At 59.3% G+C, this 21,126-nt stretch carries 27 protein-coding genes, 1 tRNA gene and 1 pseudogene; 10 read left to right on the top strand and 19 right to left on the bottom strand.

Annotation, left to right across the window (positions count from 1 at the left end; all coding sequences use genetic code 11):
- The first annotated feature begins 5 nt into the window (after nt 1-5).
- Genes galB through AA098_RS11250 form a run of 3 tightly spaced genes read left to right on the top strand, consistent with a single transcriptional unit; the run spans nt 6 to nt 2,583 of the window.
- Complete coding sequence (gene galB, locus AA098_RS11260; protein WP_127644145.1) at nt 6-782, top strand: 4-oxalmesaconate hydratase; 777 nt, start codon at nt 6-8, stop codon at nt 780-782.
- Complete coding sequence (locus AA098_RS11255) at nt 779-1,495, top strand: 4-carboxy-4-hydroxy-2-oxoadipate aldolase/oxaloacetate decarboxylase (protein WP_060544802.1); 717 nt, start codon at nt 779-781, stop codon at nt 1,493-1,495. The genes galB and AA098_RS11255 overlap by 4 nt, the downstream gene beginning before the upstream one ends.
- Before the next feature lie 2 nt (nt 1,496-1,497).
- On the top strand, nt 1,498-2,583 hold the full coding sequence (locus AA098_RS11250; RefSeq protein ID WP_060544803.1) for a 4-oxalomesaconate tautomerase: 1,086 nt from the start codon (nt 1,498-1,500) through the stop codon (nt 2,581-2,583).
- A gap of 23 nt (nt 2,584-2,606) precedes the next feature.
- Here the strand turns inward: AA098_RS11250 and AA098_RS11245 are convergent, their stop codons facing one another.
- The 4 genes from AA098_RS11245 to AA098_RS11230 all read right to left on the bottom strand — a co-directional run bounded on the left by AA098_RS11245 (nt 2,607) and on the right by AA098_RS11230 (nt 4,924).
- Nucleotides 2,607-3,065 (bottom strand): DUF3429 domain-containing protein, encoded by a 459-nt coding sequence (locus AA098_RS11245; protein ID WP_004575376.1) that lies wholly within the window; start codon nt 3,063-3,065, stop codon nt 2,607-2,609.
- Between the two features lie 35 nt (nt 3,066-3,100).
- Nucleotides 3,101-3,661: a GTP cyclohydrolase I FolE gene (gene folE, locus AA098_RS11240; protein WP_004575375.1), complete on the bottom strand. Its 561-nt coding sequence runs from the start codon at nt 3,659-3,661 to the stop codon at nt 3,101-3,103.
- Nucleotides 3,646-4,059 (bottom strand): thiol-disulfide oxidoreductase DCC family protein, encoded by a 414-nt coding sequence (locus tag AA098_RS11235; protein ID WP_012052868.1) that lies wholly within the window; start codon nt 4,057-4,059, stop codon nt 3,646-3,648. The genes folE and AA098_RS11235 overlap by 16 nt, the downstream gene beginning before the upstream one ends.
- Nucleotides 4,060-4,207: 148 nt before the next feature.
- Nucleotides 4,208-4,924, bottom strand: a complete 717-nt coding sequence (locus AA098_RS11230; protein ID WP_004575373.1) for a hypothetical protein — start codon at nt 4,922-4,924, stop codon at nt 4,208-4,210.
- 176 nt (nt 4,925-5,100) lie between these two features.
- Between AA098_RS11230 and AA098_RS11225 the strand changes: the two genes are divergently transcribed.
- From AA098_RS11225 to AA098_RS11215, 3 genes are all read left to right on the top strand, one after another.
- Nucleotides 5,101-5,319 carry a hypothetical protein gene (locus AA098_RS11225; RefSeq protein ID WP_004575372.1) on the top strand — a complete coding sequence of 73 codons (219 nt, stop codon included), beginning with the start codon at nt 5,101-5,103 and terminating at the stop codon, nt 5,317-5,319.
- 475 nt (nt 5,320-5,794) lie between these two features.
- Nucleotides 5,795-6,037: a hypothetical protein gene (locus AA098_RS29760; protein WP_041167026.1), complete on the top strand. Its 243-nt coding sequence runs from the start codon at nt 5,795-5,797 to the stop codon at nt 6,035-6,037.
- Between the two features lie 151 nt (nt 6,038-6,188).
- The gene (locus AA098_RS11215; RefSeq protein WP_003250694.1) at nt 6,189-6,452 is read left to right on the top strand and encodes a DUF3077 domain-containing protein; all 264 of its coding nucleotides are present in this window, start codon (nt 6,189-6,191) and stop codon (nt 6,450-6,452) included.
- Nucleotides 6,453-6,512: 60 nt separating this feature from the next.
- On the opposite strand, the gene AA098_RS28335 is transcribed toward AA098_RS11215, so the two are convergent.
- The 4 genes and pseudogenes from AA098_RS28335 to AA098_RS11200 all read right to left on the bottom strand — a co-directional run bounded on the left by AA098_RS28335 (nt 6,513) and on the right by AA098_RS11200 (nt 8,840).
- Complete coding sequence (locus AA098_RS28335) at nt 6,513-7,067, bottom strand: GNAT family N-acetyltransferase (protein WP_080634906.1); 555 nt, start codon at nt 7,065-7,067, stop codon at nt 6,513-6,515.
- Nucleotides 7,068-7,134: 67 nt separating this feature from the next.
- A pseudogene (locus AA098_RS11210) lies at nt 7,135-7,479 on the bottom strand (HNH endonuclease); the annotation flags it as partial.
- Between the two features lie 113 nt (nt 7,480-7,592).
- A complete protein-coding gene (locus tag AA098_RS11205; protein WP_003250689.1) occupies nt 7,593-8,309 on the bottom strand; it encodes an SDR family oxidoreductase in 717 nt (238 codons plus the stop codon).
- Nucleotides 8,310-8,354: 45 nt separating this feature from the next.
- Nucleotides 8,355-8,840: a DUF2165 domain-containing protein gene (locus AA098_RS11200; protein ID WP_003250687.1), complete on the bottom strand. Its 486-nt coding sequence runs from the start codon at nt 8,838-8,840 to the stop codon at nt 8,355-8,357.
- 367 nt (nt 8,841-9,207) lie between these two features.
- Here AA098_RS11200 and AA098_RS11190 point away from each other — a divergent pair, with 367 nt between their 5' ends.
- Nucleotides 9,208-10,245, top strand: coding sequence for a sensor domain-containing diguanylate cyclase (locus AA098_RS11190; protein ID WP_064614220.1), 1,038 nt, complete (start codon nt 9,208-9,210; stop codon nt 10,243-10,245).
- Between the two features lie 382 nt (nt 10,246-10,627).
- On the opposite strand, the gene AA098_RS11185 is transcribed toward AA098_RS11190, so the two are convergent.
- The 9 genes from AA098_RS11185 to thrS all read right to left on the bottom strand — a co-directional run bounded on the left by AA098_RS11185 (nt 10,628) and on the right by thrS (nt 18,114).
- Nucleotides 10,628-10,704 (bottom strand) — tRNA-Pro (locus tag AA098_RS11185).
- Between the two features lie 114 nt (nt 10,705-10,818).
- Nucleotides 10,819-11,175, bottom strand: a complete 357-nt coding sequence (locus AA098_RS11180; RefSeq protein WP_003250681.1) for a MerR family transcriptional regulator — start codon at nt 11,173-11,175, stop codon at nt 10,819-10,821.
- On the bottom strand, nt 11,156-11,458 hold the full coding sequence (gene ihfA / locus AA098_RS11175) for an integration host factor subunit alpha (protein ID WP_003250679.1): 303 nt from the start codon (nt 11,456-11,458) through the stop codon (nt 11,156-11,158). Before ihfA ends, AA098_RS11180 begins: the two co-directional genes overlap by 20 nt.
- Before the next feature lie 4 nt (nt 11,459-11,462).
- Nucleotides 11,463-13,844 (bottom strand): phenylalanine--tRNA ligase subunit beta, encoded by a 2,382-nt coding sequence (gene pheT / locus AA098_RS11170; RefSeq protein WP_004574323.1) that lies wholly within the window; start codon nt 13,842-13,844, stop codon nt 11,463-11,465.
- A 31-nt stretch (nt 13,845-13,875) separates the two neighbouring features.
- The gene (gene pheS / locus AA098_RS11165) at nt 13,876-14,892 is read right to left on the bottom strand and encodes a phenylalanine--tRNA ligase subunit alpha (protein WP_003250674.1); all 1,017 of its coding nucleotides are present in this window, start codon (nt 14,890-14,892) and stop codon (nt 13,876-13,878) included.
- A gap of 109 nt (nt 14,893-15,001) precedes the next feature.
- Nucleotides 15,002-15,358 (bottom strand): 50S ribosomal protein L20, encoded by a 357-nt coding sequence (rplT, locus tag AA098_RS11160; protein ID WP_003250671.1) that lies wholly within the window; start codon nt 15,356-15,358, stop codon nt 15,002-15,004.
- Nucleotides 15,359-15,385: 27 nt separating this feature from the next.
- Nucleotides 15,386-15,580 (bottom strand): 50S ribosomal protein L35, encoded by a 195-nt coding sequence (gene rpmI, locus AA098_RS11155; protein ID WP_003250667.1) that lies wholly within the window; start codon nt 15,578-15,580, stop codon nt 15,386-15,388.
- A 60-nt stretch (nt 15,581-15,640) separates the two neighbouring features.
- Complete coding sequence (infC, locus tag AA098_RS11150) at nt 15,641-16,192, bottom strand: translation initiation factor IF-3 (protein ID WP_012052879.1); 552 nt, start codon at nt 16,190-16,192, stop codon at nt 15,641-15,643.
- Nucleotides 16,192-18,114, bottom strand: coding sequence for a threonine--tRNA ligase (gene thrS, locus AA098_RS11145; protein ID WP_004574324.1), 1,923 nt, complete (start codon nt 18,112-18,114; stop codon nt 16,192-16,194). The genes infC and thrS overlap by 1 nt, the downstream gene beginning before the upstream one ends.
- Before the next feature lie 338 nt (nt 18,115-18,452).
- Between thrS and AA098_RS11140 the strand changes: the two genes are divergently transcribed.
- Both AA098_RS11140 and AA098_RS11135 read left to right on the top strand, forming a co-directional pair.
- Nucleotides 18,453-18,758, top strand: a complete 306-nt coding sequence (locus AA098_RS11140) for a hypothetical protein (RefSeq protein ID WP_003250658.1) — start codon at nt 18,453-18,455, stop codon at nt 18,756-18,758.
- A gap of 162 nt (nt 18,759-18,920) precedes the next feature.
- Nucleotides 18,921-19,133 (top strand): cold-shock protein, encoded by a 213-nt coding sequence (locus AA098_RS11135; protein ID WP_003250656.1) that lies wholly within the window; start codon nt 18,921-18,923, stop codon nt 19,131-19,133.
- Nucleotides 19,134-19,334: 201 nt separating this feature from the next.
- Here AA098_RS11135 and AA098_RS11130 read toward each other — a convergent pair whose 3' ends face one another.
- Nucleotides 19,335-19,646 (bottom strand): I78 family peptidase inhibitor, encoded by a 312-nt coding sequence (locus tag AA098_RS11130; RefSeq protein ID WP_003250651.1) that lies wholly within the window; start codon nt 19,644-19,646, stop codon nt 19,335-19,337.
- Between the two features lie 274 nt (nt 19,647-19,920).
- Between AA098_RS11130 and AA098_RS11125 the strand changes: the two genes are divergently transcribed.
- Nucleotides 19,921-20,133 carry a hypothetical protein gene (locus AA098_RS11125; RefSeq protein ID WP_003250649.1) on the top strand — a complete coding sequence of 71 codons (213 nt, stop codon included), beginning with the start codon at nt 19,921-19,923 and terminating at the stop codon, nt 20,131-20,133.
- On the opposite strand, the gene AA098_RS11120 is transcribed toward AA098_RS11125, so the two are convergent.
- Nucleotides 20,105-21,106, bottom strand: coding sequence for a nucleoside hydrolase (locus tag AA098_RS11120; RefSeq protein ID WP_033726383.1), 1,002 nt, complete (start codon nt 21,104-21,106; stop codon nt 20,105-20,107). The genes AA098_RS11125 and AA098_RS11120 overlap by 29 nt on opposite strands.
- Nucleotides 21,107-21,126: the final 20 nt, after the last annotated feature.

Below are 21,126 nucleotides of genomic sequence, written 5' to 3'. Positions count from 1 at the left end.
GGCCAATGACATCCTGCGCCCACCCCCACTGCAGGAGCCAACGAACCATGAATACCCCACAAAAATCCGCCCTGGTGGTCAGCGCACATTCGGCCGACTTTGTCTGGCGTGCCGGTGGCGCCATTGCGCTGCACGCTGAGCAAGGCTATGCCATGCACGTGGTCTGCCTGTCTTTCGGTGAGCGTGGTGAGTCTGCCAAGCTGTGGCGCAAGGGTGAGATGACCGAAGCCAAGGTCAAGGACGCTCGCCGTGAAGAGGCCATGGCGGCGGCCGAAATCCTCGGTGCCAGCGTGGAGTTCTTCGACATCGGCGACTACCCGATGCGCGCCGACAAGGACACCCTGTTCCGCCTGGCCGATGTGTATCGCCGGATACAACCGGAGTTCGTACTCAGCCACTCCCTCAAAGACCCTTACAACTACGACCACCCGCTGGCCATGCACCTGGCCCAGGAAGCCCGCATTATCGCGCAGGCTGAAGGCTACAAGCCGGGCGAGAAGATCGTTGGCGCACCGCCGGTGTACGCCTTTGAGCCGCACCAGCCCGAGCAGTGCGAATGGCGCCCGGACACGTTCCTGGACATTACCTCGGTGTGGGACAAAAAGTATGCCGCCATCCAGTGCATGGCCGGCCAGGAACACCTCTGGGAGTACTACACCCGTGTAGCCCTGCAGCGCGGCGTGCAAGCCAAACGTAACGTGGGCATCACCAGTGCACGCAACATCGTCTACGCCGAAGGCCTGCAGAGCGTGTTCCCACGCGTGACGGAGAACCTGGCATGAGCGGGCTGATCGGCAAGACCGGCATCGTCGTGCGTAATATCCCACGCGTTGAGCCGCACATCATCAATGCCCTGGGCCGGCTGGGTGTCGCCACGGTGCATGAGGCCCAAGGTCGCAAGGGGCTGCTCAATACTGCCGTGCGCCCCCTCCAGCAAGGTGTGGCGGTGGCCGGCAGCGCGGTAACCGTGCTGGTGGCCCCAGGCGACAACTGGATGTTCCATGTTGCCGTGGAACAGTGCCGCCCAGGCGACGTACTGGTGGTGGCGCCCAGCTCGCCGTGCAGCGATGGCTATTTCGGCGACCTGCTGGCGACCTCGCTCCAGGCCCGCGGCGTGCGCGGCCTGGTGATCGATGCGGGCGTGCGCGACAGCCAGACACTGCGCGACATGGGCTTTGCCGTGTGGTCCCGCGCCATCAATGCCCAAGGCACAGTGAAGGAAGTGCTGGGTTCGGTGAACCTGCCGCTGCTGTGTGCCGGGCAGCTCGTCCATGCCGGTGACATCGTGGTGGCCGATGACGACGGCGTAGTGGTGGTGCGCCATGGCGAAGCCCAGGCGGTACTCGAAGCCGCCACCCAGCGCGCCGACCTGGAAGAACGCAAACGCCTGCGCCTGGCCGCCGGCGAGCTTGGCCTGGACATCTACGAGATGCGCCCGCGCCTGGCGGCGAAGGGCCTGCGTTATGTCGACCACCTCACCGACCTGGAAGGCTGAACATGGGCCAGACCCGCATACCCTGCCTGCTGATGCGCGGCGGCACCTCCAAGGGCGCCTATTTTCTGCATGACGACCTGCCCGCCCCTGGCCCGCTGCGCGACCGGGTGCTGCTGGCGGTGATGGGCTCGCCCGATGCCCGGCAGATTGACGGCATCGGCGGCGCCGACTCGCTCACCAGCAAAGTCGCCATCATCCGCGCTTCGCCGCGCGATGACGCCGACGTGGACTACCTGTTCGCTCAGGTGGTCGTGGACGAGGCGCGGGTGGACTATGGGCAAAACTGCGGCAACATTCTGGCCGGCGTAGGGCCGTTCGCCCTCGAGCGCGGCCTGGTGGCCGCCAGCGGCGCGAGCACACCGGTGCGCATCTTCATGGAAAACACCGGGCAGATCGCCGTCGCCCAGGTGCCAACCGCCGATGGCCAGGTGGAGTATGCAGGCGATACCCGTATTGATGGGGTGCCGGGCCGTGGGGCGGCGCTGGTGGTCACGTTTGCCGACGTGGCCGGCGCCAGCTGCGGAGCCCTGTTGCCCACCGGCAACAGCCGCGACTGTGTCGAGGGTGTGGAAGTCACCTGCATCGACAACGGCATGCCGGTGGTACTGCTGCGTGCCGAGGACCTTGGCGTGACCGGCTACGAGCCGTGCGAAACGCTGGAGGCCGACAGCGCCCTGAAAACACGCCTGGAAGCCATCCGCCTGCAACTGGGCCCACGCATGAACCTGGGTGATGTCAGCCAGCGCAATGTGCCAAAAATGTGCCTGCTGTCGGCACCGCGCAACGGCGGCACGGTCAATACGCGCTCGTTCATCCCGCACCGCTGCCATGCGTCCATCGGGGTGTTTGGTGCGGTGAGTGTTGCTACGGCCTGCTTGATTGAAGGGTCGGTTGCACAGGGCCTTGCCAGCACGTCCGGCGGTGATCGTCAGCGTTTGGCGGTGGAGCATCCGAGCGGGGAATTTACGGTGGAAATCACCCTGGAACATGGCGTGATCAAGGGGTGCGGGTTGGTGAGGACGGCGCGTTTGCTGTTTGACGGGGTTGTGTGCATTGGTCGGGATATCTGGGGTGGGCCGCAGAAGTGACTCATCAATGGTTGCTTGGGGTTTCAAAAATGAATGGACACCGCAAGTGCACTGACCAGCAAACAGAGGCTCGCTACAGCAGTGAGATGCACGCGCATCGGCAGATACCACCCCGGCATCGCTTGCGCCAGTTTGCGATCCTGCCAAAGATGGCCGACAAAACCAAAGGTCAACACCAGACACCCCAATGGCACAGGCAGCAACGTGCCAACCCAACCGATCAAGGCCGGTATAACGCTCCACACCAGTCGCTCTTGACGCTGCTTTGCGGGCAAACCCTGCAACGTCATGGCAAACCCCCAGTGCAGGGCACCGACGAAGCTCAATATCACCGCGCCATAGCCAACCATCATCATCGAGAAAAACGCTCGATGTTCAGCCGAAAAGAGGATGAGCGCCGTCAAACCAAGAAACGGCAGCAGGCCGCCGTAACCCAGGACAGCGAAGCGGCTTGGAGATAACGCAGTAGCATCGGTATTCATCTGGGCGCCCCTTCGCGACGGTTCAGGACCGGACGTCAACTGTGTCGTCCAATGAGGTTAAGGAATTCGTGCCGCGTAGAGGGGTCGTCGCGAAATTCACCTAACATCACGGATGTCATCATCACCGAGTTCTGCTTCTCTACACCGCGCATCATCATGCACATATGCTTGGCTTCGATCACGACCGCTACCCCTGCGGCATCCGTGACTTCCTGCACGGCATACGCAATTTGCCGCGTGAGGTTTTCCTGTATCTGTAAACGACGGGCGAACATATCCACCACGCGTGCAACCTTGGAAAGCCCTAACACGCGCCCTGTTGGCAGGTACGCGACATGCGCCTTGCCAATAAACGGCAACATGTGGTGTTCGCACAATGAGTAGAGCTCAATGTCACGCACCACAATCATTTCATCGTTTTCACTCTCGAACAGAGCACCGTTCACGACCTCGTGAAGATCCTGGGCATACCCGTTGCACAAGTACTGCATCGCTTTTGCCGCACGCTGGGGTGTGTCCAGAAGCCCTTCGCGCTGCGGGTTTTCACCAATACCGACCAGGATTTCATGGTAGTGCTCGGCTAACGAATGTGACATTTGGACTCCTCACCGCTACAACGGTGCCCGCCATCGGGATGTGGTAGCCAGGCCAAGTGTGGCCTCAATCGACAGAACAGCCTGTAAAGCACCGAAAACAGGGGACGTAGCGGACGCCAAGCCAGTGGCGCGACCCACAGGCCCACATCCGCAGCACGCCAACTCCACAAGGTGGCGTCCAAGCCTGTAACCCAGTGCCCGCTCGCGAACCTTCCATGCAGGCATGACCTCAGTTGCTCAACCGTCAAGCCCAACGCCCCTGCATCGAAATCATCAGCACTGATGTCAACCAGGATGAGCTTTCCCCCGGTCGATTGCCTGCGCAGGAAGGCGATCTCCCGAGCGCACAACGGGCAGGCGCCGTCAAAGTACAGGGTGAAGGGCCACTCGCAATACATGTACAACCTCTCATGCTTGTACAGGTTTTTGTATAAGTTAGCTGAAACCAGGAAATTCGCAATGGGGGGCTGGGAGATGTTCGCCGGTGGGTTTGTATTGCCGGTGAGATCGAGCGCCGCCAAACCTCCCATGGCCGACACCTTCCACTCAAGGCCGCATGAGCGGCTCGATCCCGATCCATTTCTTAACGGGGTGATAGCAGAGCTTCAGCGGCGGAATCTGCACCTTGCGGTCCTGCACATCCAGTGCCCCCAGATGAATCGTCCACTTGGAATCTGCCTCGAACTTGTCCGTCTGAAAGATCACGTAAGCCGAGCCATAGCGCTTGTTGTTGGTCATCCTGGGAATCATCCGGTGCACTTCATCGCTGTTGATGTCATATGGCGATGGCCGGGCGGTCTTCTCATTCACCAACGGAAAGTCGTAGGTCTCGTTGATGCCCAAGTACACCTCGGGCCGCGCATTCAGGCGCGAGCCGTCTTCAAAGGTGATGTAAGCCTGACGGCTGTCATACAGCACCGGTATCGGCGGCTCGCCACGCTTGGCATCGGTCGACGGGCGTTGGCGGTCTTTGTTGTAGGCGATCATTTGCACAAAGAATTCCTGCCGCGAGTACTTCTCGCCCGGGTACTGCACGTACAGGCTTTGCTCATAGCGCTTTTCGCCCCATAGGGCGGCGTGGTCGTAGAGGTAGGTTTCCAGGTAGAGGGTGGTCTCCCCCTGCGGGCCTGGCACTTTGAACTGGAACTCGGATTCGCAAAGGTCCGCGTAGGCGGCGCGTTCGCGTTTCCAGGGGAGGCAGGCGGTCAATGAAGCGGCTGCCAGCAGCAGCATGAGAGAGAGTGTGCGTTGCAGGTTATTCATGACCGGCCCTGGTCCAGATGCGAATGGATCAGTTTCGAGGGCTGGGTCGCGCAAGTCCATACTGACCCTTTGCCATTATCGCGATACAGACAACACACCTTGCAACCGCTCTGGAAGTGACCACAACGCCGCAACCGGATTTGCTAAGATCGCGGCCTTTCCGCTGGGTGAACTGCATGTTCACCCGAGCCATCTGCAGCCTGCTGGAAGACCCGATGAACAAACTGATCCTGCCTTTCGCCATCTTCGTTAGCGTCATCATCACAGGGAAGATCGCCGAGCATTACGGCCTGGAGGGCAGCTGGAAAGTCGGCCTACTGTGCCTCGTTGCAGCTGCCGTCCAGATCACGGTTACCCGCTTTCAGCGCCACCAGCGGCAGAAAGCCGAGCTTTAAAGGGCGCGGGGCCCTCTGGATGATCACGTTATGGGGACCTTTCTTTCACCCCATTTTCACAGTGGCTTGGGCAGGATGAAGCTATCCCTACGTGATAGTACTTAGCCCGCCTCGGCGGGCTTTCTTTTGCCCGCATGTTTCCTGTCGACGTTTTGGGGAACGGGAGCGGGTCGAAAAATCAGAAATTACCCCTTCCTTGTAGGCCATTTCCCAAAGATACTCCTCGCGCCTGATTTTCGTTGCACATGGAAATAGTCAGCCCTAGTCTCGGCCTGTCGCCACCCATTGGCGGCACGGTTTTGACAGACCGTGGTTCACTGAGAGCATGTGCAATGCCAGTTATGGCAGCTGTGCGTGGGGCACCTTCGTGTGCGCCGGGATTCTCAGTGCCCCCGGTCTGTCAACCCACAAACAGCTGCCACCCTTCCGTTTGACAGCGGTACTGCGGCAGCCCTGTAAGGCACTGAGAGGGTTTATGCTGAAAATAGTACCTGATCCACCCCACAACGTTCTTTCCTTGGAAGACACCCTGATTCAGGCTACGGACTACGCGTTATGCGCGGCGACCGTCGTGCATCAGGCAATGCTGCTGCAGCCCAAGTCCCCCGCGTCGATTTTGATGATGACCTCGATGCATGAACTGGAGACCTTGAGAGCTTTGCTCGAGTCCGCAATAGCCCAAGTGCAGATGCCCAGTGAGCCTCGGACTATGCATTGACGTGTCGCTGATGTACTGCCTGGGCCGGCCTCTTCGCGGATACCCCCTCCCAGGCACTCCCTCAGCCTTAAAGACTGCCGTGCTCCTGTAGGAGCGGGTTCACCCGCGAATAGGCCCGTACAGGCTGAAGCAATCTTGGGGAAACTGAACAATGTCCACAGAAGAAACCAAATTCACCGTCGGCAAAACCACCTTCTACCAAGGTGAAAACCAGACCCATCCCCTCTTCCGCATCGAAGCCGGCATCCCCTGCCAAAGCGCCCGTGAACAGGCGTCCGAGCTGATGGGCTATGCACGGGACATGACTCTGGATGGATTGATGGAAGATAAACCTCAGTTGATCTGGGCTTCGCACTACCTTTGCGCGTTAGCCAAGGCACTGATGGATGATGCTGAACTGGGCATGATGCGCTGAATGACTCATCATTGACTGGGTGCCTTCAAGACCTATGCGACTCCCGGTTTTGAAGGCGACTCAACGACCTAACCCCTGCCCCTTTCTTGCTAGACGTGATCCAAGATTCAGTTCCATCGATTGCGACATCAAAGCCGAACCCTCACGCAAAGGCTCCGGTGCGCCGACTGCATGAAATCCGCTCGCTTTGTACAAGTGCATCGCCGGGCTATCTGCAATCGTCACACCAAGACGAACACATGCCGCACCGCGATCTTCAGCCCATGTGATAGCCCTCTCAAGCAAGGCACTCCCGGCTCCGAGCCCACGTGCATCAGGCGCAACCCACATCTGGAAAATCTCGACAACGCTTGACTCAACGTCGGATGCCTTGCACCACACCAAGCCACACGCCTCATTATTCCTATGAGCGAAGAAAGCTTGAGCAGTGCTGGAGCTAGCGACCGCTGATACGCGGGCTAGCCAATCATCGTCGTCCCGGACTGATTCACGCTCGTGAGTACTCGCGAACGCCTCATGAGAGTCACGTAGGGCCCGCAGACGTAGATCCCGATAAGATCGCCAATCAGATGCTGCTACAGGGCGAACAAAGAGCATACCACCTCCATTGTGCATTGCTTCAGCGAGCGCTATTGGCGTGTTAGAAGATACTCATATTATTGGATTGAACGCTGTAGCTAGGCTACTGAGGTTCGACGACCCATCGTCCGCGTAACATGCCTTTCAGCTCATCGACACTGAGGGTCATGTCGCGCTTGCGGTGGACTACCGCATGACAGTTGGCACATAACGTTACGAGGTCTGTCTCAGGATTCACAGCCTGTTCTCCACCAAATTTCGAAATAGGTACTACGTGATGAACGTGAATGAAGCCCTTTGCATGTTCGCCGTAAGCCTGCTCGAAATCAAAACCGCATGCTTTGCAGTCAAGCCCGTGAATAGCGATGGCCTTCATCCTAAGATCTTTCCGGCGCTCGTATCGGGTTACAAAGTAGCTTGTCTTGCTGCCTTCATTAGCCGATTCAAATGTAATCGGATCGTCTTCTGATTGCGGTAGAGCAGTATCCAAGAGGGATGACACCGGGCGAGTGTCGACGGCAGCACAGCCACTAAACTTGAGGGCTGATGGCAGCTTTGGCGTCAGAAGCGCTCATCACCGATAGCCGGCAAGATCAGCTCCCGTACAAACGAAGCCCCGGACAAGCGCAACAGCGCGTCGACCATAGTGACCACATCATGCACCGGTACCTGGCGCCGCTCGCCACGTGCTGCGGCTTGCGCCAATGGCGTGTTCAGGGAGTCGTCGGTATTCAGATAACCCAGTTGAAGCACGGTCACCGCCAGGTTGTCATCCCTGAAACCTTCGCGCAGCGCATCAGCCATGCCGTTGAGGGCGAACTTTGAGGCGCCGAACGCTACCTCCGGGCGCCCACTCTGGCGAAGAGCTGAGGTCGAACCGGTGAGGATCAACTGCGGCCGGGGCGCACCAAGCAACTTGGGCACCAGGCGCTTGAGCAAAAGCAGCGTGGCTGTGATATTCACCTCGACCAGGCTGGTGATCGATTCGTCGCTGTCGTCAAGGAAGGCATAGTGCTCGCTGAAGGCGTGTTCTTCCCAGATGCCAACGTTGTAGATCAGGACATCCAGATCGGCAGGTGCCCGATCCGCGATCTGTGCCACAGCCGCCGTTGGCTTGGCAAGGTCGGCATCGACCCACTGCAGATCGATGCCCGGGGCAAGGGCCAAGTCTGACGGCTGTTTGCGTGATACGCCGATCAGCGTGTCCCCTGGCTTGCCGAGCCCTTCGAGCAAAGCCCGGCCCAACCCTCTTCCGGCGCCTACGATCATCATCTTCATCTGTTGCTCCTTTTAACTGAAATGCTCCAAGCTTCCCTAGGCCGCTCAACTCCAGCGGACATTCAGTACGACGAAGTGCAGCAGGATCCAGACCATCAACAGCAGATGGGTCAGTTGCAACCCTTCCTGGCGGATCCAGTAGCCGAACCATATCCCGCCCAGCAGCATCGCGAACAGGAACCCGAGCGTTGCGCTCAAGGCCAGGTTCAACCAGGGCCGCGCCACCTCCAAGCCGGCGCCAAGCAGCAGTTCATAGCAGCCAACCCAAGCCGCGAGAACGGCGGCTGCCTGTGTCAGCACGATGATCGACAAGGCCAAGCGATGGATGGCGTGAGAGGTCATCGCTCGCACCAGCAAAGGGAGGCTGATTCCGGGAGGTTGGGTCAGCGGCGCCATCGACATGGTCTCCCCGATCGCCCCGGCTGAGCTGGCAAAGGCCTGCAGGTTGTTGATCAGGCTGATACTCAGCCACAGGCTCAAGCCAATGCAGCAGGTGATCTGGAAAATCAGCAGTGAAGTCGGAGTGTCCATTCCGGGTCCTTTGTGAGTTCGTTTCCGAAAGCAGCGAGAGCGTCCGGACGCCACTCTAAAACCTTGACTTAACTCGAGGTCAATACCGGATTTCCAATAAGGCAGGCAGGGGCGACAACCTCAACCGTTTGTTCAAGCCGTCTGTAGGTCTGAGAAGTTTGTCGAGGTCTTCGGCGACCGACCGAGCCGCGCCGATCAACGCCACAGGTATGACCCACTGGAGGATCCGGGATAGAGCCAACCGGTTTGCTATGCTCTCTACTTCGGCTGGCCTGAAGGCGCCGAGCGTGTGCGGCATTGGCCAAGATGCTTGAGATTTTTCTATCCGCGTTTGTGAAAAAACGAACCAAGGAGTGGAGTAACAGACATGCCAGCTTGTCCCCTACCCGCTGATGAAGCACTTCGTCAGCGCACACTTGATGACATGGACTTGGTCGATACGCCGGCCGAGCATTATCTTGATACCTTGGTACGACTCACCCAAGAACTAGCCCAGGTGGAGACCGTTCTGATCAGCCTAATCGATCAGGATCGGCAGTGGTTCAAGGCTCGAATCGGCATCGAGGTAAGCGAGACGAAGCGCAATGTGTCCTTTTGCGGCTACGCGATTCTCGGTGAAGATACCTTGATGGTTTCCGACGCCAGGTGCGATTCACGCTTCGAGGACAATCCCCTCGTGCTGAACCCACCCTATATCCGGTTCTATGCGGGCCACCCGTTACGTGCCTCAAATGGCAAAGCCATTGGCACCCTGTGCATGTTCGATCCTCGGCCGCGGAAGCTCAGCGAGGCACAACAGGCTCATTTTCGGGACTTAGCCACGCTCACCGAGGGTTATTTGCAACTGCGGAGCCTAGCGCAGGTCACTCGCGCTCTGCGTGTTGAAATGGATCGCGGGCAGCGCAGGGCTTTGCTTGATCCTTTGACACAACTATGGAACCGCGGGGCGTTGGCAGCATTTCAGAACCGAGAGCTTCGTTTGGCTGAGGAGCGAGGTTTACAGCTAGGTGCCGTATACGCAGACCTCGACCGTTTCAAATCCGTCAATGACGAGCATGGCCACGATGCCGGCGATAAAGTGCTCTGCGAGTGCGCCCGCCGACTGCGGGCTACGCTTCGGCCAGATGACCTGCTGGTACGCCAGGGAGGAGAGGAGTTCGTGGCCTTGCTACGGGTTAAAGATAGCCAAGAATTAACGCAGATTGCGGAGCGCTTGCGTCAGTCAATCGGCAGCGCGCCGTTTTTGATGCCCGGCGGCCCTCGGAAGATGACCATGAGCATTGGATGCACCCTGCTCACCCAGGGTGAGCAGATTGATGATGCAATAAAGCGCGCTGACGGCGGTCTCTATGCGGCCAAACATGGGGGGCGTGACCAGGTTGTCTATGTGCCAGCGTTATCCTGAGGACGTTAAGACTCGGTAACATGGAGCGATACTCCCCTATACGAGAGCACCTCATCTGGACAGGCGCTCGCTAAGCGAACGTTCGATGTTCGAAAGCCGCAATCGTGCGCTTCATGAAACGAATTGAGTTAGCGCCCTGAGCTTCGGCATTGAGGGGGCGCTGAAACTCAGCGGGTCCCGGCGAGCCACGAGATTCACTGATGCCGCTTCGGTGAGGGAGTGTTGATAAAGGCGGCAAACAAAGTTTCAGCGACGGACTCGCGTGGGCCGGTGCTGACAATTTTGAAGAGGAGGCAGGCGTAAAATCCTGAGACGTCACGCAAAAGTCACGCACATGAAAAAGGCCATCCCTTTCGGAAATGGCCTAAGTCATTGAAATATATGGTCGGGACGGAGTGATTCGAACACTCGACCCCTTGCACCCCATGCAAGTGCGCTACCGGGCTGCGCTACGCCCCGACTGGGCTTTGAAGCATGTTCTCAATCTTGCCGAGAACGTTGAAGAATGTACCCTAACCCTCTGATAAATGAAAGCTTTTTCTCAAAAAAATTTCCATTCATCAGAAACCCGGTTTACTTCTTCAAAACCACCAACACATCCTCCAACTCAACAATCATCTGCCGAATCAGCTGCTTGTACTGGCTGGATTCATCTTTAGCCTCATCACTGGAGAGCCTCAACCGCGCCCCGCCAATGGTGAACCCCTGATCATACAGCAGCGCACGAATCTGGCGGATCATCAGCACATCCTGGCGCTGGTAATACCGCCGGTTCCCCCGCCGCTTCACAGGGTTCAGCTGGTCGAACTCCTGCTCCCAATACCGCAGCACGTGTGGTTTTACGGCACACAACTCGCTCACTTCACCAATGGTGAAGTAGCGTTTGCCCGGTATGGGGGGCAGTTCGTCGTTATGGCTTGGTTCCAGCATAGGCCTCAACCCGGGCCTTCAACTTCTGCCCTGGACGAAAGGTGACGACGCGCCGTGCAGTGATCGGGATTTCTTCCCCTGTCTTGGGGTTACGGCCCGGCCGCTGGCGTTTGTCGCGAAGGTCGAAGTTGCCGAAACCGGACAGCTTGACCTGCTCGTTCTCTTCAAGTGCGTGCCGAATTTCTTCGAAAAACAGCTCGACCAGCTCCTTGGCCTCACGCTTGTTAAGCCCCAGCTCCTCGTACAGCCTTTCGGCCATCTCAGCTTTCGTCAGAGCACCCATGCCGTTATTTCCTTAACGTGGTGTTCAACCTTTGTTCGAGCGAGGTGAGGATGTTTTGCAGGGTAGTGTTCACCTCATCGTCGTTAAGAGTGCGCGATGGATGCTGCCAGGTCAAGCCGACGGCAAGGCTTTTTCTATCAGGATCAATGCCTTTACCTTGGTACACATCAAACAGCCTGAGGTCTGTGAGCCATTCGCCTGCATTGTCACGAATTAATTCAAGCACCGCGCTAGAAGCCACATCACGTCCTGCGATCAAAGCCAGGTCACGACGGGTTTCCGGGAACTTGGACAGTTCGCTGAATTTCGGCAGGCGGCCTTCGACCACGTCGCCCAGCACCAGCTCGAACAGGAACACCGGGCGGTCCAGGCCCAGGGCCTTGGCCAGCTCTGGGTGGATGGCGCCGAGGTAGCCGACCAGTTTGCCGTCACGCTCGATGGCAGCAGTCTGGCCTGGGTGCAGGGCTGGGTGTTTGCCGGCGCTGAAGGTGAAGTCGCTCAGGGCGCCGGAGTAGCCCAGCAGGGCTTCCACGTCGGCTTTGACGTCGAAGAAGTCGACGCCGTCGCGGCCGTTGGCCCAGCCTTCTGGCAGGCGGCTGCCGGTGATGACGCCGGCAATCATTGGCTGCTGCTGCAGGTCACCCAGTTGGCCGACAAAGCGCAGGCCGCTTTCGAACAGGCGCACGCGGTCTTGCTGGCGGTTCAGGTTGTGCTGCAGTGCCTTGACCAGGCCCGGCCACAGCGAGGCGCGCATGGCGGCCATGTCGCTGGAGATGGGGTTGGCCAGCAGCAGCGGCTCTACGCCCGGGCTGAACAGTTCGAACAGTTTCGGGTCGATGAAGCTGTAGGTGATGGCTTCCTGGTAGCCGCGGGCAACCAGCAGGCGGCGCAGGGTCGGCAGGTCACCGCGGGTTTCCGGCTTGCCCTGTGGGGCCAGGCGGGCTTGCGGGTAACGAACCGGCAGGTTGTTGTAGCCGTACAGGCGGGCCAGCTCTTCGATCAGGTCCACTTCCAGGCTGATGTCGAAGCGGTGGCTTGGTACGCTGACGGTCCACTGCCCTTCCCCGCTCTTGGTCGTGGTCAGCTCGAGGGCGTTGAGCAACTGCTCGACCTGGGCTGGGTCCATTTCCATGCCAAGCATCTGGGTGATGCGTTCGGCGCGCAGGGTGACCGGGGCTACTTGTGGCAGGTGCTGTTCGCTGACCGCTTCGACCACAGGGCCGGCTTCGCCGCCAACGATGTCCAGCAGCAACTGCGTGGCGCGCTCCATGGCTTCGCGGGCCAGTTGCGAGTCGACGCCGCGCTCGTAGCGGTGCGAGGCATCGGTGTGCAGGCCGTAGGAACGGGCTTTACCGGCGACGGAAATCGGCTCGAAGAAGGCGCTTTCCAGGAACAGGTCGCGGGTTTTTTCGGTGTTCACACCGCTGTGCTCGCCCCCCATGACGCCGGCGATGGCCAAGGCGCGGGTGTGGTCGGCGATGACCAGGGTGTCAGCACGCAGGGCCACTTCCTGGCCGTCGAGCAGGACGAGCTTTTCGCCCTCTTCGGCCATGCGCACGCGGATGCCGCCGTTGATTTCCGCCAGGTCGAAGGCGTGCATCGGCTGGCCGAGTTCGAGCATCACGTAGTTGGTGATGTCGACGGCGGCGTCGATGCTGCGAACGTCGCTGCGGCGCAGGCGCTCGACCATCCACAGTGGGGTTGGCTTGCTCAGGTCGACGTTACGGATAACGCGGCCCAGGTAGCGCGGGCAGGCAGCCGGGGCGCTGACTTCGACCGGGCGCACTTCGTCATGGGCGGCCGCTACGGCTGGCACCACCGGGCGGGTGACCGGGGTGTCGTACAGGGCGCTGACGTCGCGTGCCAGGCCGGCGATGGACAGGCAGTCGCCGCGGTTCGGGGTCAGGCCGATTTCGATGCTGGCATCATCCAGGCTCAGGTACGTGCGAATGTCTTCGCCAACCGGAGCGTCGGCAGCCAGTTCCAGCAGGCCGTCGTTTTCTTCGCTGATCTGCAGTTCGGCAGCCGAGCACAGCATGCCGAAGGACTCGACACCGCGCAGCTTGGCCTTCTTGATCTTGAAGTCGCCTGGCAGTTCGGCACCGATCATGGCGAACGGGATCTTGATGCCTGGGCGGGCGTTAGGGGCGCCGCACACAACCTGGAAGGTTTCCTGACCGCTGCTTACCTGGCACACGCGCAGCTTGTCGGCGTCCGGGTGTTGTTCGGTGGCGAGAATTTCGCCCACGACGATGCCGCTGAACTGGCCGGCAGCGGGGGTAACGCTGTCAACTTCGAGGCCGGCCATGGACAGGCGGGCGACCAGTTCGTCACGGGAGACTTGCGGGTTGACCCAACCGCGCAGCCACTGTTCACTGAATTTCATGCTGTTCTCCTGAAAGTTGCGTCGATTGGGCCTAGCGGAATTGGGCTAGGAACCGCAGGTCGTTGTCGAAGAACAGACGCAAATCGTTGACGCCATAGCGCAGCATGGCCAGGCGCTCGGCACCCATGCCGAAGGCAAAGCCCTGGAACTCTTCTGGGTCGATGCCGGACATGCGCAACACATTCGGGTGCACCATGCCGCAGCCCATCACTTCCAGCCAGCCGGTTTGCTTGCACACGCGGCAGCCGTTGCCGGAACACATCACGCACTGGATGTCGACTTCTGCAGACGGCTCGGTGAAGGGGAAGAACGATGGGCGGAAACGGACCGCCAGTTCTTTCTCGAAGAATACGCGCAGGAATTCTTCGATGGTGCCCTTGAGGTCGGCGAAGTTGATATCGCGATCGATCAGCAGGCCTTCGACCTGGTGGAACATCGGCGAGTGGGTGATATCCGAGTCGCAGCGGTATACGCGGCCCGGGCACACAATGCGGATGGGCGGCTGGGTGGACTCCATGGTCCGCACCTGCACCGGCGAGGTGTGGGTGCGCAGCAGCATGTTGGCATTGAAGTAGAAGGTGTCGTGCATCGCCCGCGCCGGGTGGTGGCCAGGGATGTTGAGCGCTTCGAAGTTGTGGTAGTCGTCTTCCACCTCTGGGCCTTCGGCAATGCCGTAGCCAATGTGGGTGAAGAACTGCTCGATGCGCTCGAGTGTACGGGTGATCGGGTGCAGGCCACCGGTGGCCTGGCCGCGGCCTGGCAGGGTGACGTCAATGCATTCGGCAGCCAGGCGAGCGCTGAGCTCGGCTTCTTCAAAGGCAGCCTTGCGGGCATTGAGCACAACGGTGACGCGCTCTTTGGCGTCGTTGATCAGCGCGCCGACTTTCGGCCGCTCTTCGGCTGGCAGGTTGCCCAGGGTCTTCATCACCTGGGTCAGTTCGCCCTTCTTGCCGAGATAATTAACCCGGATCTGTTCCAGGGCGTTGATGTCTTCAGCGCGTTCCACGGCCTCTAGGGCTTGGGAGACCAGCGCATCCAGGTTTTCCATGTACAGACTCCAGATACGAAAATAGGGGAAGAGCTTTGAAGGCTCTTCCCCTATCGATGACGTTCAATGCCCGGCAGCGCTAGCACCGCCGGGTGATTGTCGCGGGTACTTAAGCCAGAACGGCTTTAGCTTTCTCGACAATCGCAGCAAACGCCGCTTTTTCGTTCACTGCCAGATCAGCCAGAACCTTACGGTCGATTTCGATCGAAGCCTTTTTCAGGCCAGCAATCAGACGGCTGTAGGACAGACCGTTGGTGCGGGCACCGGCGTTGATACGAGCGATCCACAGTGCGCGGAACTGACGCTTCTTCTGGCGACGGTCGCGGTAGGCGTATTGGCCTGCCTTGATGACCGCTTGCTTGGCTACACGGAATACGCGCGAACGTGCACCGTAGTAACCTTTAGCCAGTTTCAGAATTTTTTTGTGACGCTTACGAGCGATAACGCCGCGCTTAACACGAGCCATGAGTAACTTCCTCTATCTTAACCAGAATTAACGAACGCGCAGCATGCGCTCGACTTTTGCGACGTCGGACGGGTGCAGCAAGCTGGCACCGCGCAGTTGACGCTTACGCTTGGTCGACATTTTGGTCAGGATGTGGCTCTTGAAAGCGTGCTTGTGCTTGAAGCCCGAAGCTGTCTTCAGGAAGCGCTTCGCAGCACCGCTCTTGGTTTTCATTTTTGGCATGTTGGAACTCCGCATTCGATAAAATTACACATAATCATCAGGCCTGCCGTGCCCGGGAGATTACTTCTTTTTCTTGGGGGCGATGACCATCATAAGCTGGCGTCCTTCCATCTTCGGATGCTGCTCAACGGTGCCGTATTCGGCGAGGTCGGCTTCGACCCGCTTCAACAGCTCCATGCCCAGCTCCTGGTGGGCCATCTCACGACCACGGAATCTCAGAGAGATCTTGGCCTTGTCCCCATCGGTAAGGAAACGTACCAGGTTGCGTAGTTTTACCTGGTAATCCCCATCCTCCGTCCCTGGACGAAACTTGATTTCTTTGATCTGGATCTGCTTCTGGTTTTTCTTGGCTTCGTTAGCCTGCTTCTTCTTCTCGAAGAGGTGCTTGCCGTAGTCCATGACCTTGCAGACGGGGGGTACCGCGTCTGCAGAGATTTCTACCAGGTCCAGCTTCGCTTCATCAGCGATACGCAGCGCTTCATCAATCGAGACGATGCCAACCTGCTCGCCGTCTGCGCCAATTAACCGAACCTCGCGGGCCGAGATATTCTCGTTGATCGGGGCCTTCGGTACAGCACGCTTATCGTTTCTCATTTCACGCTTAATAGTCATTACTCCGATTCTTGGCGACCACGCCGGGAAACCGCTTGTGTCAGCAGCTCAACGAATTGGGCGACGGGCATGGAGCCCAGGTCTGCGCCTTCGCGAGTACGCACAGCGACGGTTTGCGTTTCGACTTCGCGGTCCCCTATAACCAAAAGGTACGGGACCTTGAGCAAAGTATGCTCGCGGATTTTAAAGCCGATCTTCTCATTTCTCAAGTCCGACTTGGCACGGAAACCGCTTCCATTCAGAGATTTCTCAACCTCGAGGGCGAAATCGGCCTGCTTGTCGGTGATATTCATGATCACCGCCTGGGTTGGGGCCAGCCACGCCGGGAACACGCCAGCATAGTGCTCGATCAGCATGCCGATGAAGCGCTCGAACGAACCGAGGATGGCGCGGTGCAGCATGACCGGGCGAACTCGGCTGTTATCTTCGGCGATATAGCTGGCATCCAGACGCTCTGGCAGGTTCGGGTCGTACTGCAGGGTACCGCACTGCCAGTTACGGCCGAGGCAGTCGCGCAGGGTAAACTCGATTTTCGGACCGTAGAAGGCACCCTCGCCCGGCTGGTATTCCCACTCAAGGCCGGATTCGTTCAGGGCGTCGGCCAGTGCTGTTTCAGCACGGTCCCACAACTCTTCGGAACCGACACGCTTGGCCGGACGAGTGGACAGTTTCATGGCGATGTCGCTGAAACCGAAGTCCTTGTACACGTCCAGGGTCAGCTTGATGAAGTCGGCGGCTTCTTTCTTCACCTGTTCTTCGGTGCAGAAAATGTGCGCATCGTCCTGTACGAAGCCACGCACGCGCATGATGCCATGCAGTGCGCCCGACGGCTCGTTACGGTGGCAGGCACCGAACTCGGCCAGACGCAGCGGCAGGTCGCGGTAGCTTTTCAGGCCCTGGTTGAACACCTGCACGTGGCACGGGCAGTTCATCGGTTTTACCGCGTAGTCACGGCTTTCCGACGAAGTGGTGAACATGTTTTCGGCATAGTTGGACCAGTGGCCGGAACGTTCCCACAGGATGCGGTCGACAACCTGCGGGGTCTTGATTTCCTGGTAGCCGTTTTCGCGCTGCACGCCACGCATGTACTGCTCGAGTACCTGGTAGACGGTCCAGCCGTTGGCGTGCCAGAACACCATGCCCGGGGCTTCTTCCTGCAGGTGGAACAGGTCGAGCTGCTTGCCGATCTTGCGGTGGTCGCGTTTTTCGGCTTCTTCGATGCGCTGGATGTACGCAGCCAGCTGCTTCTTGTCAGCCCAGGCCGTGCCGTACACGCGCTGCAGCTGCTCGTTCTTGGCATCGCCGCGCCAGTAGGCGCCGGACAGCTTGGTCAGCTTGAATGCCTTGAGGAAGCGGGTGTTCGGCACGTGCGGGCCACGGCACATGTCGACGTATTCTTCGTGGTAGTACAGGCCCATGGCCTGTTCATCCGGCATGTCTTCGACCAGACGCAGCTTGTAGTCTTCGCCACGGGCCTTGAACACATCGATGACTTCGGCGCGCGGGGTCATTTTCTTGACCACGTCGTAGTCTTTTTCGATCAGCTCCATCATGCGCTTTTCGATGGCGGCCATGTCTTCTGGGGTGAAGGGGCGCTCGTAGGCGATGTCGTAATAGAAGCCTTCGTCAATGACCGGGCCGATCACCATCTTGGCGGTCGGGTACAGCTGCTTCACGGCGTGGCCAACCAGGTGGGCGCACGAGTGACGGATGATCTCCAGTCCCTCTTCATCTTTAGGGGTGATGATCTGCAGGGTGGCGTCGTTGCTGATCAGGTCACACGCATCGACCAGCTTGCCGTCGACCTTGCCGGCCACAGTGGCCTTGGCCAGGCCAGCGCCGATGGAAGCGGCTACTTCAGCTACGGATACGGCGTGATCGAACGAACGTTGACTGCCATCGGGAAGAGTAATAACGGGCATGGCGCCTCCTCTCCTAGTGGTGACCCCTACCAAAGGTCACGTGGGTTGGGATGAGCCAGTACAAGATCCGACCTGCCTTCCGGTAAAAGGAAGCCTGCCCCACAGTGGCAGAAGCCTTTCGGCTTGTCAGGGACGAACCAGAGTGACTGGAAAGAAAAAAGATAGCTGCAACCGGCAACAGCGCGACTGCAAGCCGAGCATGCTAGCACGCGGGTTGCACCCCAGGCAGAAATATTTGGAAATTGCACCACAACGGTGAACTAACGCGGAAAAATACCGCTCAGACTTTGGGAAGCAACCTACTCTTGATGAGACCTTAACCCAAGGAGTAACTGGTGATGCGAGTTCCGTCTCTTCTGGCCCTGGCGGCCGCTGGCGCCCTGCTGCTGCCCGTGGCTGCGAACGCCGGCAACTTCCCAGCCGGGAAGGAGGCCGCCTACATGACCCAGTGCACGCAAGTGGCCAGCGGCCAGGGCGTTGACGCTGCCACCGCGAAAAAACACTGCGACTGCGGCGCGCAAGCCATCAAAAAGAACTTCACCGACGCCGAGATTGCCGACCTCGACAGCAAGGACGGCGTTGACGCCAAGCTGATGCAGAAGGCGCAGTCGGTGGTGAGACAGGCCTGCGCACCGAAGAGCTGAAACCTTAAAGCCGGTGATGACCAGCCATTCTTTGAGCTGGATCAATATCCTGCGAAGGTAAAAGGCGCTAGATGCGCAGAATTAGACTATGATGTATCCCGTGCTCCGTAGCCTCGGCCGCATTGCACCACTGAAAAAACTAAATGTTCTGGAGATTCACCCATGTCCAATCGCCAACAAGGCACCGTCAAATGGTTCAATGATGAGAAAGGCTACGGCTTCATCACCCCAGCAGGCGGCGGCGACGACCTGTTCGTACACTTCAAAGCCATCGAATCTGACGGCTTCAAGAGCCTGAAAGAAGGCCAGACTGTTTCCTTCGTCGCCGAGCGCGGCCAGAAGGGCATGCAGGCTGCACAGGTTCGTCCGGAGTAATTCGGATAGCTGTAAAAAAACCCGCCCTTGTGGCGGGTTTTTTTATGGGTGATGCATCATCTGAGTGGGGCGGGATTGCCTGCGAAACCGACTGTAGGGTGAATGGCACGGGCTTTGCCCGTGTTCGCGGGTGAACCCGCTCCTACAAGGCGACCGCGCAGGCTTTTCACATTTTGCGCAAGGCAGTTGCCCCCGCGTGCATCAACCGCAGTTGACGCGGGTTACCCTACCCTGCTCGTCCACGTTCAGGTTCAAGCGCTCGGAGCGGTACTCCAGGGTGACCACGTCGTGCGGCTTGAGAATGCGCGCCATCTGCGAGCCGCTGGCCTTGCGTGCCTGCTCCAGCAATTCGGCGCTGGCCTGCTTGCCCAGGGCAAAGTCGGCACCACTGGCTTCGCAGCGGCCATCGTTGCCCGCTGGCGCGGCACCACCATCAGCATTGCCACCAGTGCTGCAACCCGCCAGGACAGCAGCCACAGCCAGAGTTGCCAGGTAAGCACGGGTACGGAACATGAAGCCTCCTAAATCGGTCCGGGAACTGCCTGATCCGACAGCTCCGCTCATCATTTGTTGCAAAACCGGTCAAGTCTGCCTGAACTGCAGCGGCGAGGCGAAAAGCAATCGTGACCGGATTTTGCACAACGTGCTGTATTTGCCATATGCTTAGCCCGCACGGTCACCGGCGCAAAGCCATGATTTGCTGCAAGAAGTGGAGCGCATCCCGCCTCCATCGAACACCAGGGTCAGGTGTTCCCCCTTCGTTCCGGGCCCCCAGCGAGAGCTTTTCATGAGCACCCACAGCATCGATGCCGATATCAAGGTCAAATGGGCCGAGGGCCAGAGCGCGTACAGCCCTGGCACACCGGAAGAGTTACTGTTGATCGCCATCGACCTGTTGGTGCGCGACAACGGTGCCGAGGCGGCACGCAGCTTCATCGACCAGGTATTCGAGCGTTACGCGCCGCACGCGGCTATTCCAATCGCGCCAGACGGTCACTGAGCAGGTTGAACAGCCCCTGGGCATCACCCTGCTCCACCCACAGCACATTCGCCGGCCGCTTGAGCACACCGTACCAGTCTGCAACTGTCTGGCCGAAAGTGGCCCCTTCGCGGCTGTCGATGCTCATGTGGATACGCCGGCCACTGAACAGCTCGGGCTTTAACAGGTAGGCGATGACGCTGGCGTCGTGCACAGGGCCGCCAGGTATGCCATACACGTCCATATCGTGGGTGATGTAGGCATTGAGGATATCCACCACGCGCTTGCTGGCCTGGTTGTTCACGGCTGCCAGTTGCTTCAGGCGGGCGTTACTGGTCAGCAGCTTGTGCGTGACGTCCAGCGGCAGGTAGGTCAGCTGTACGCCGCTGGCCAGCACCACTTCGGCGGCGTGCGGGTCGGCATAGAGGTTGAACTCCGCCACCGGGGTGATGTTGCCGCCGTTGAAATGGGCTCCCCCCATGACCACCACCTCTTTGATGCCGTTGACGATGCTCGGGCGCTGGATCAGCGCCAGGGCCAGGTTGGTCTGCGGGCCGAGCATGGCGACAGTGATGCTGTGCGGTTTGGCTGCGCTGAGGGTATCGACCAGGTATTGCACGGCATTGCCCTGGGCCAGAGGCGCTTTCGGCTCGTGCACCGGTACACCGGTGAGGCCTTCTTCGCCATGAACGTCGGCGGCGTAGATCGGCGTGCGCACCAATGGGCGGCCGGCACCGGCGTACACCGGGATGTCTTCACGCCCCGCCCATTCGCAGGCCAGGCGGGCATTGCGCGAGGTCTTGTCCAGGCGCACGTTGCCGGCCACGGTGGTGATGGCGCGGATATTGAGTTCGTTGGGCGAAGCCATGGCCAGAAACAGCGCGACCACGTCGTCCGCGCCGGGATCGGTGTCGATGATCAGGTCGATGGGTGCGGCCTGGAGGGTGGAGGCTGTGGCCATGAAGACGACTCCTTGTAGCAGGGACTTGAGCATGGATGGCACTCCTGTTGCCT

The sequence above is a fragment of the Pseudomonas sp. JY-Q genome (genome assembly GCF_001655295.1).
Taxonomy (GTDB): domain Bacteria; phylum Pseudomonadota; class Gammaproteobacteria; order Pseudomonadales; family Pseudomonadaceae; genus Aquipseudomonas; species Aquipseudomonas alloputida.
Note: the sequence above shows the minus strand (reverse complement) of the source record. Positions and strands in the feature narration are given on the sequence as shown.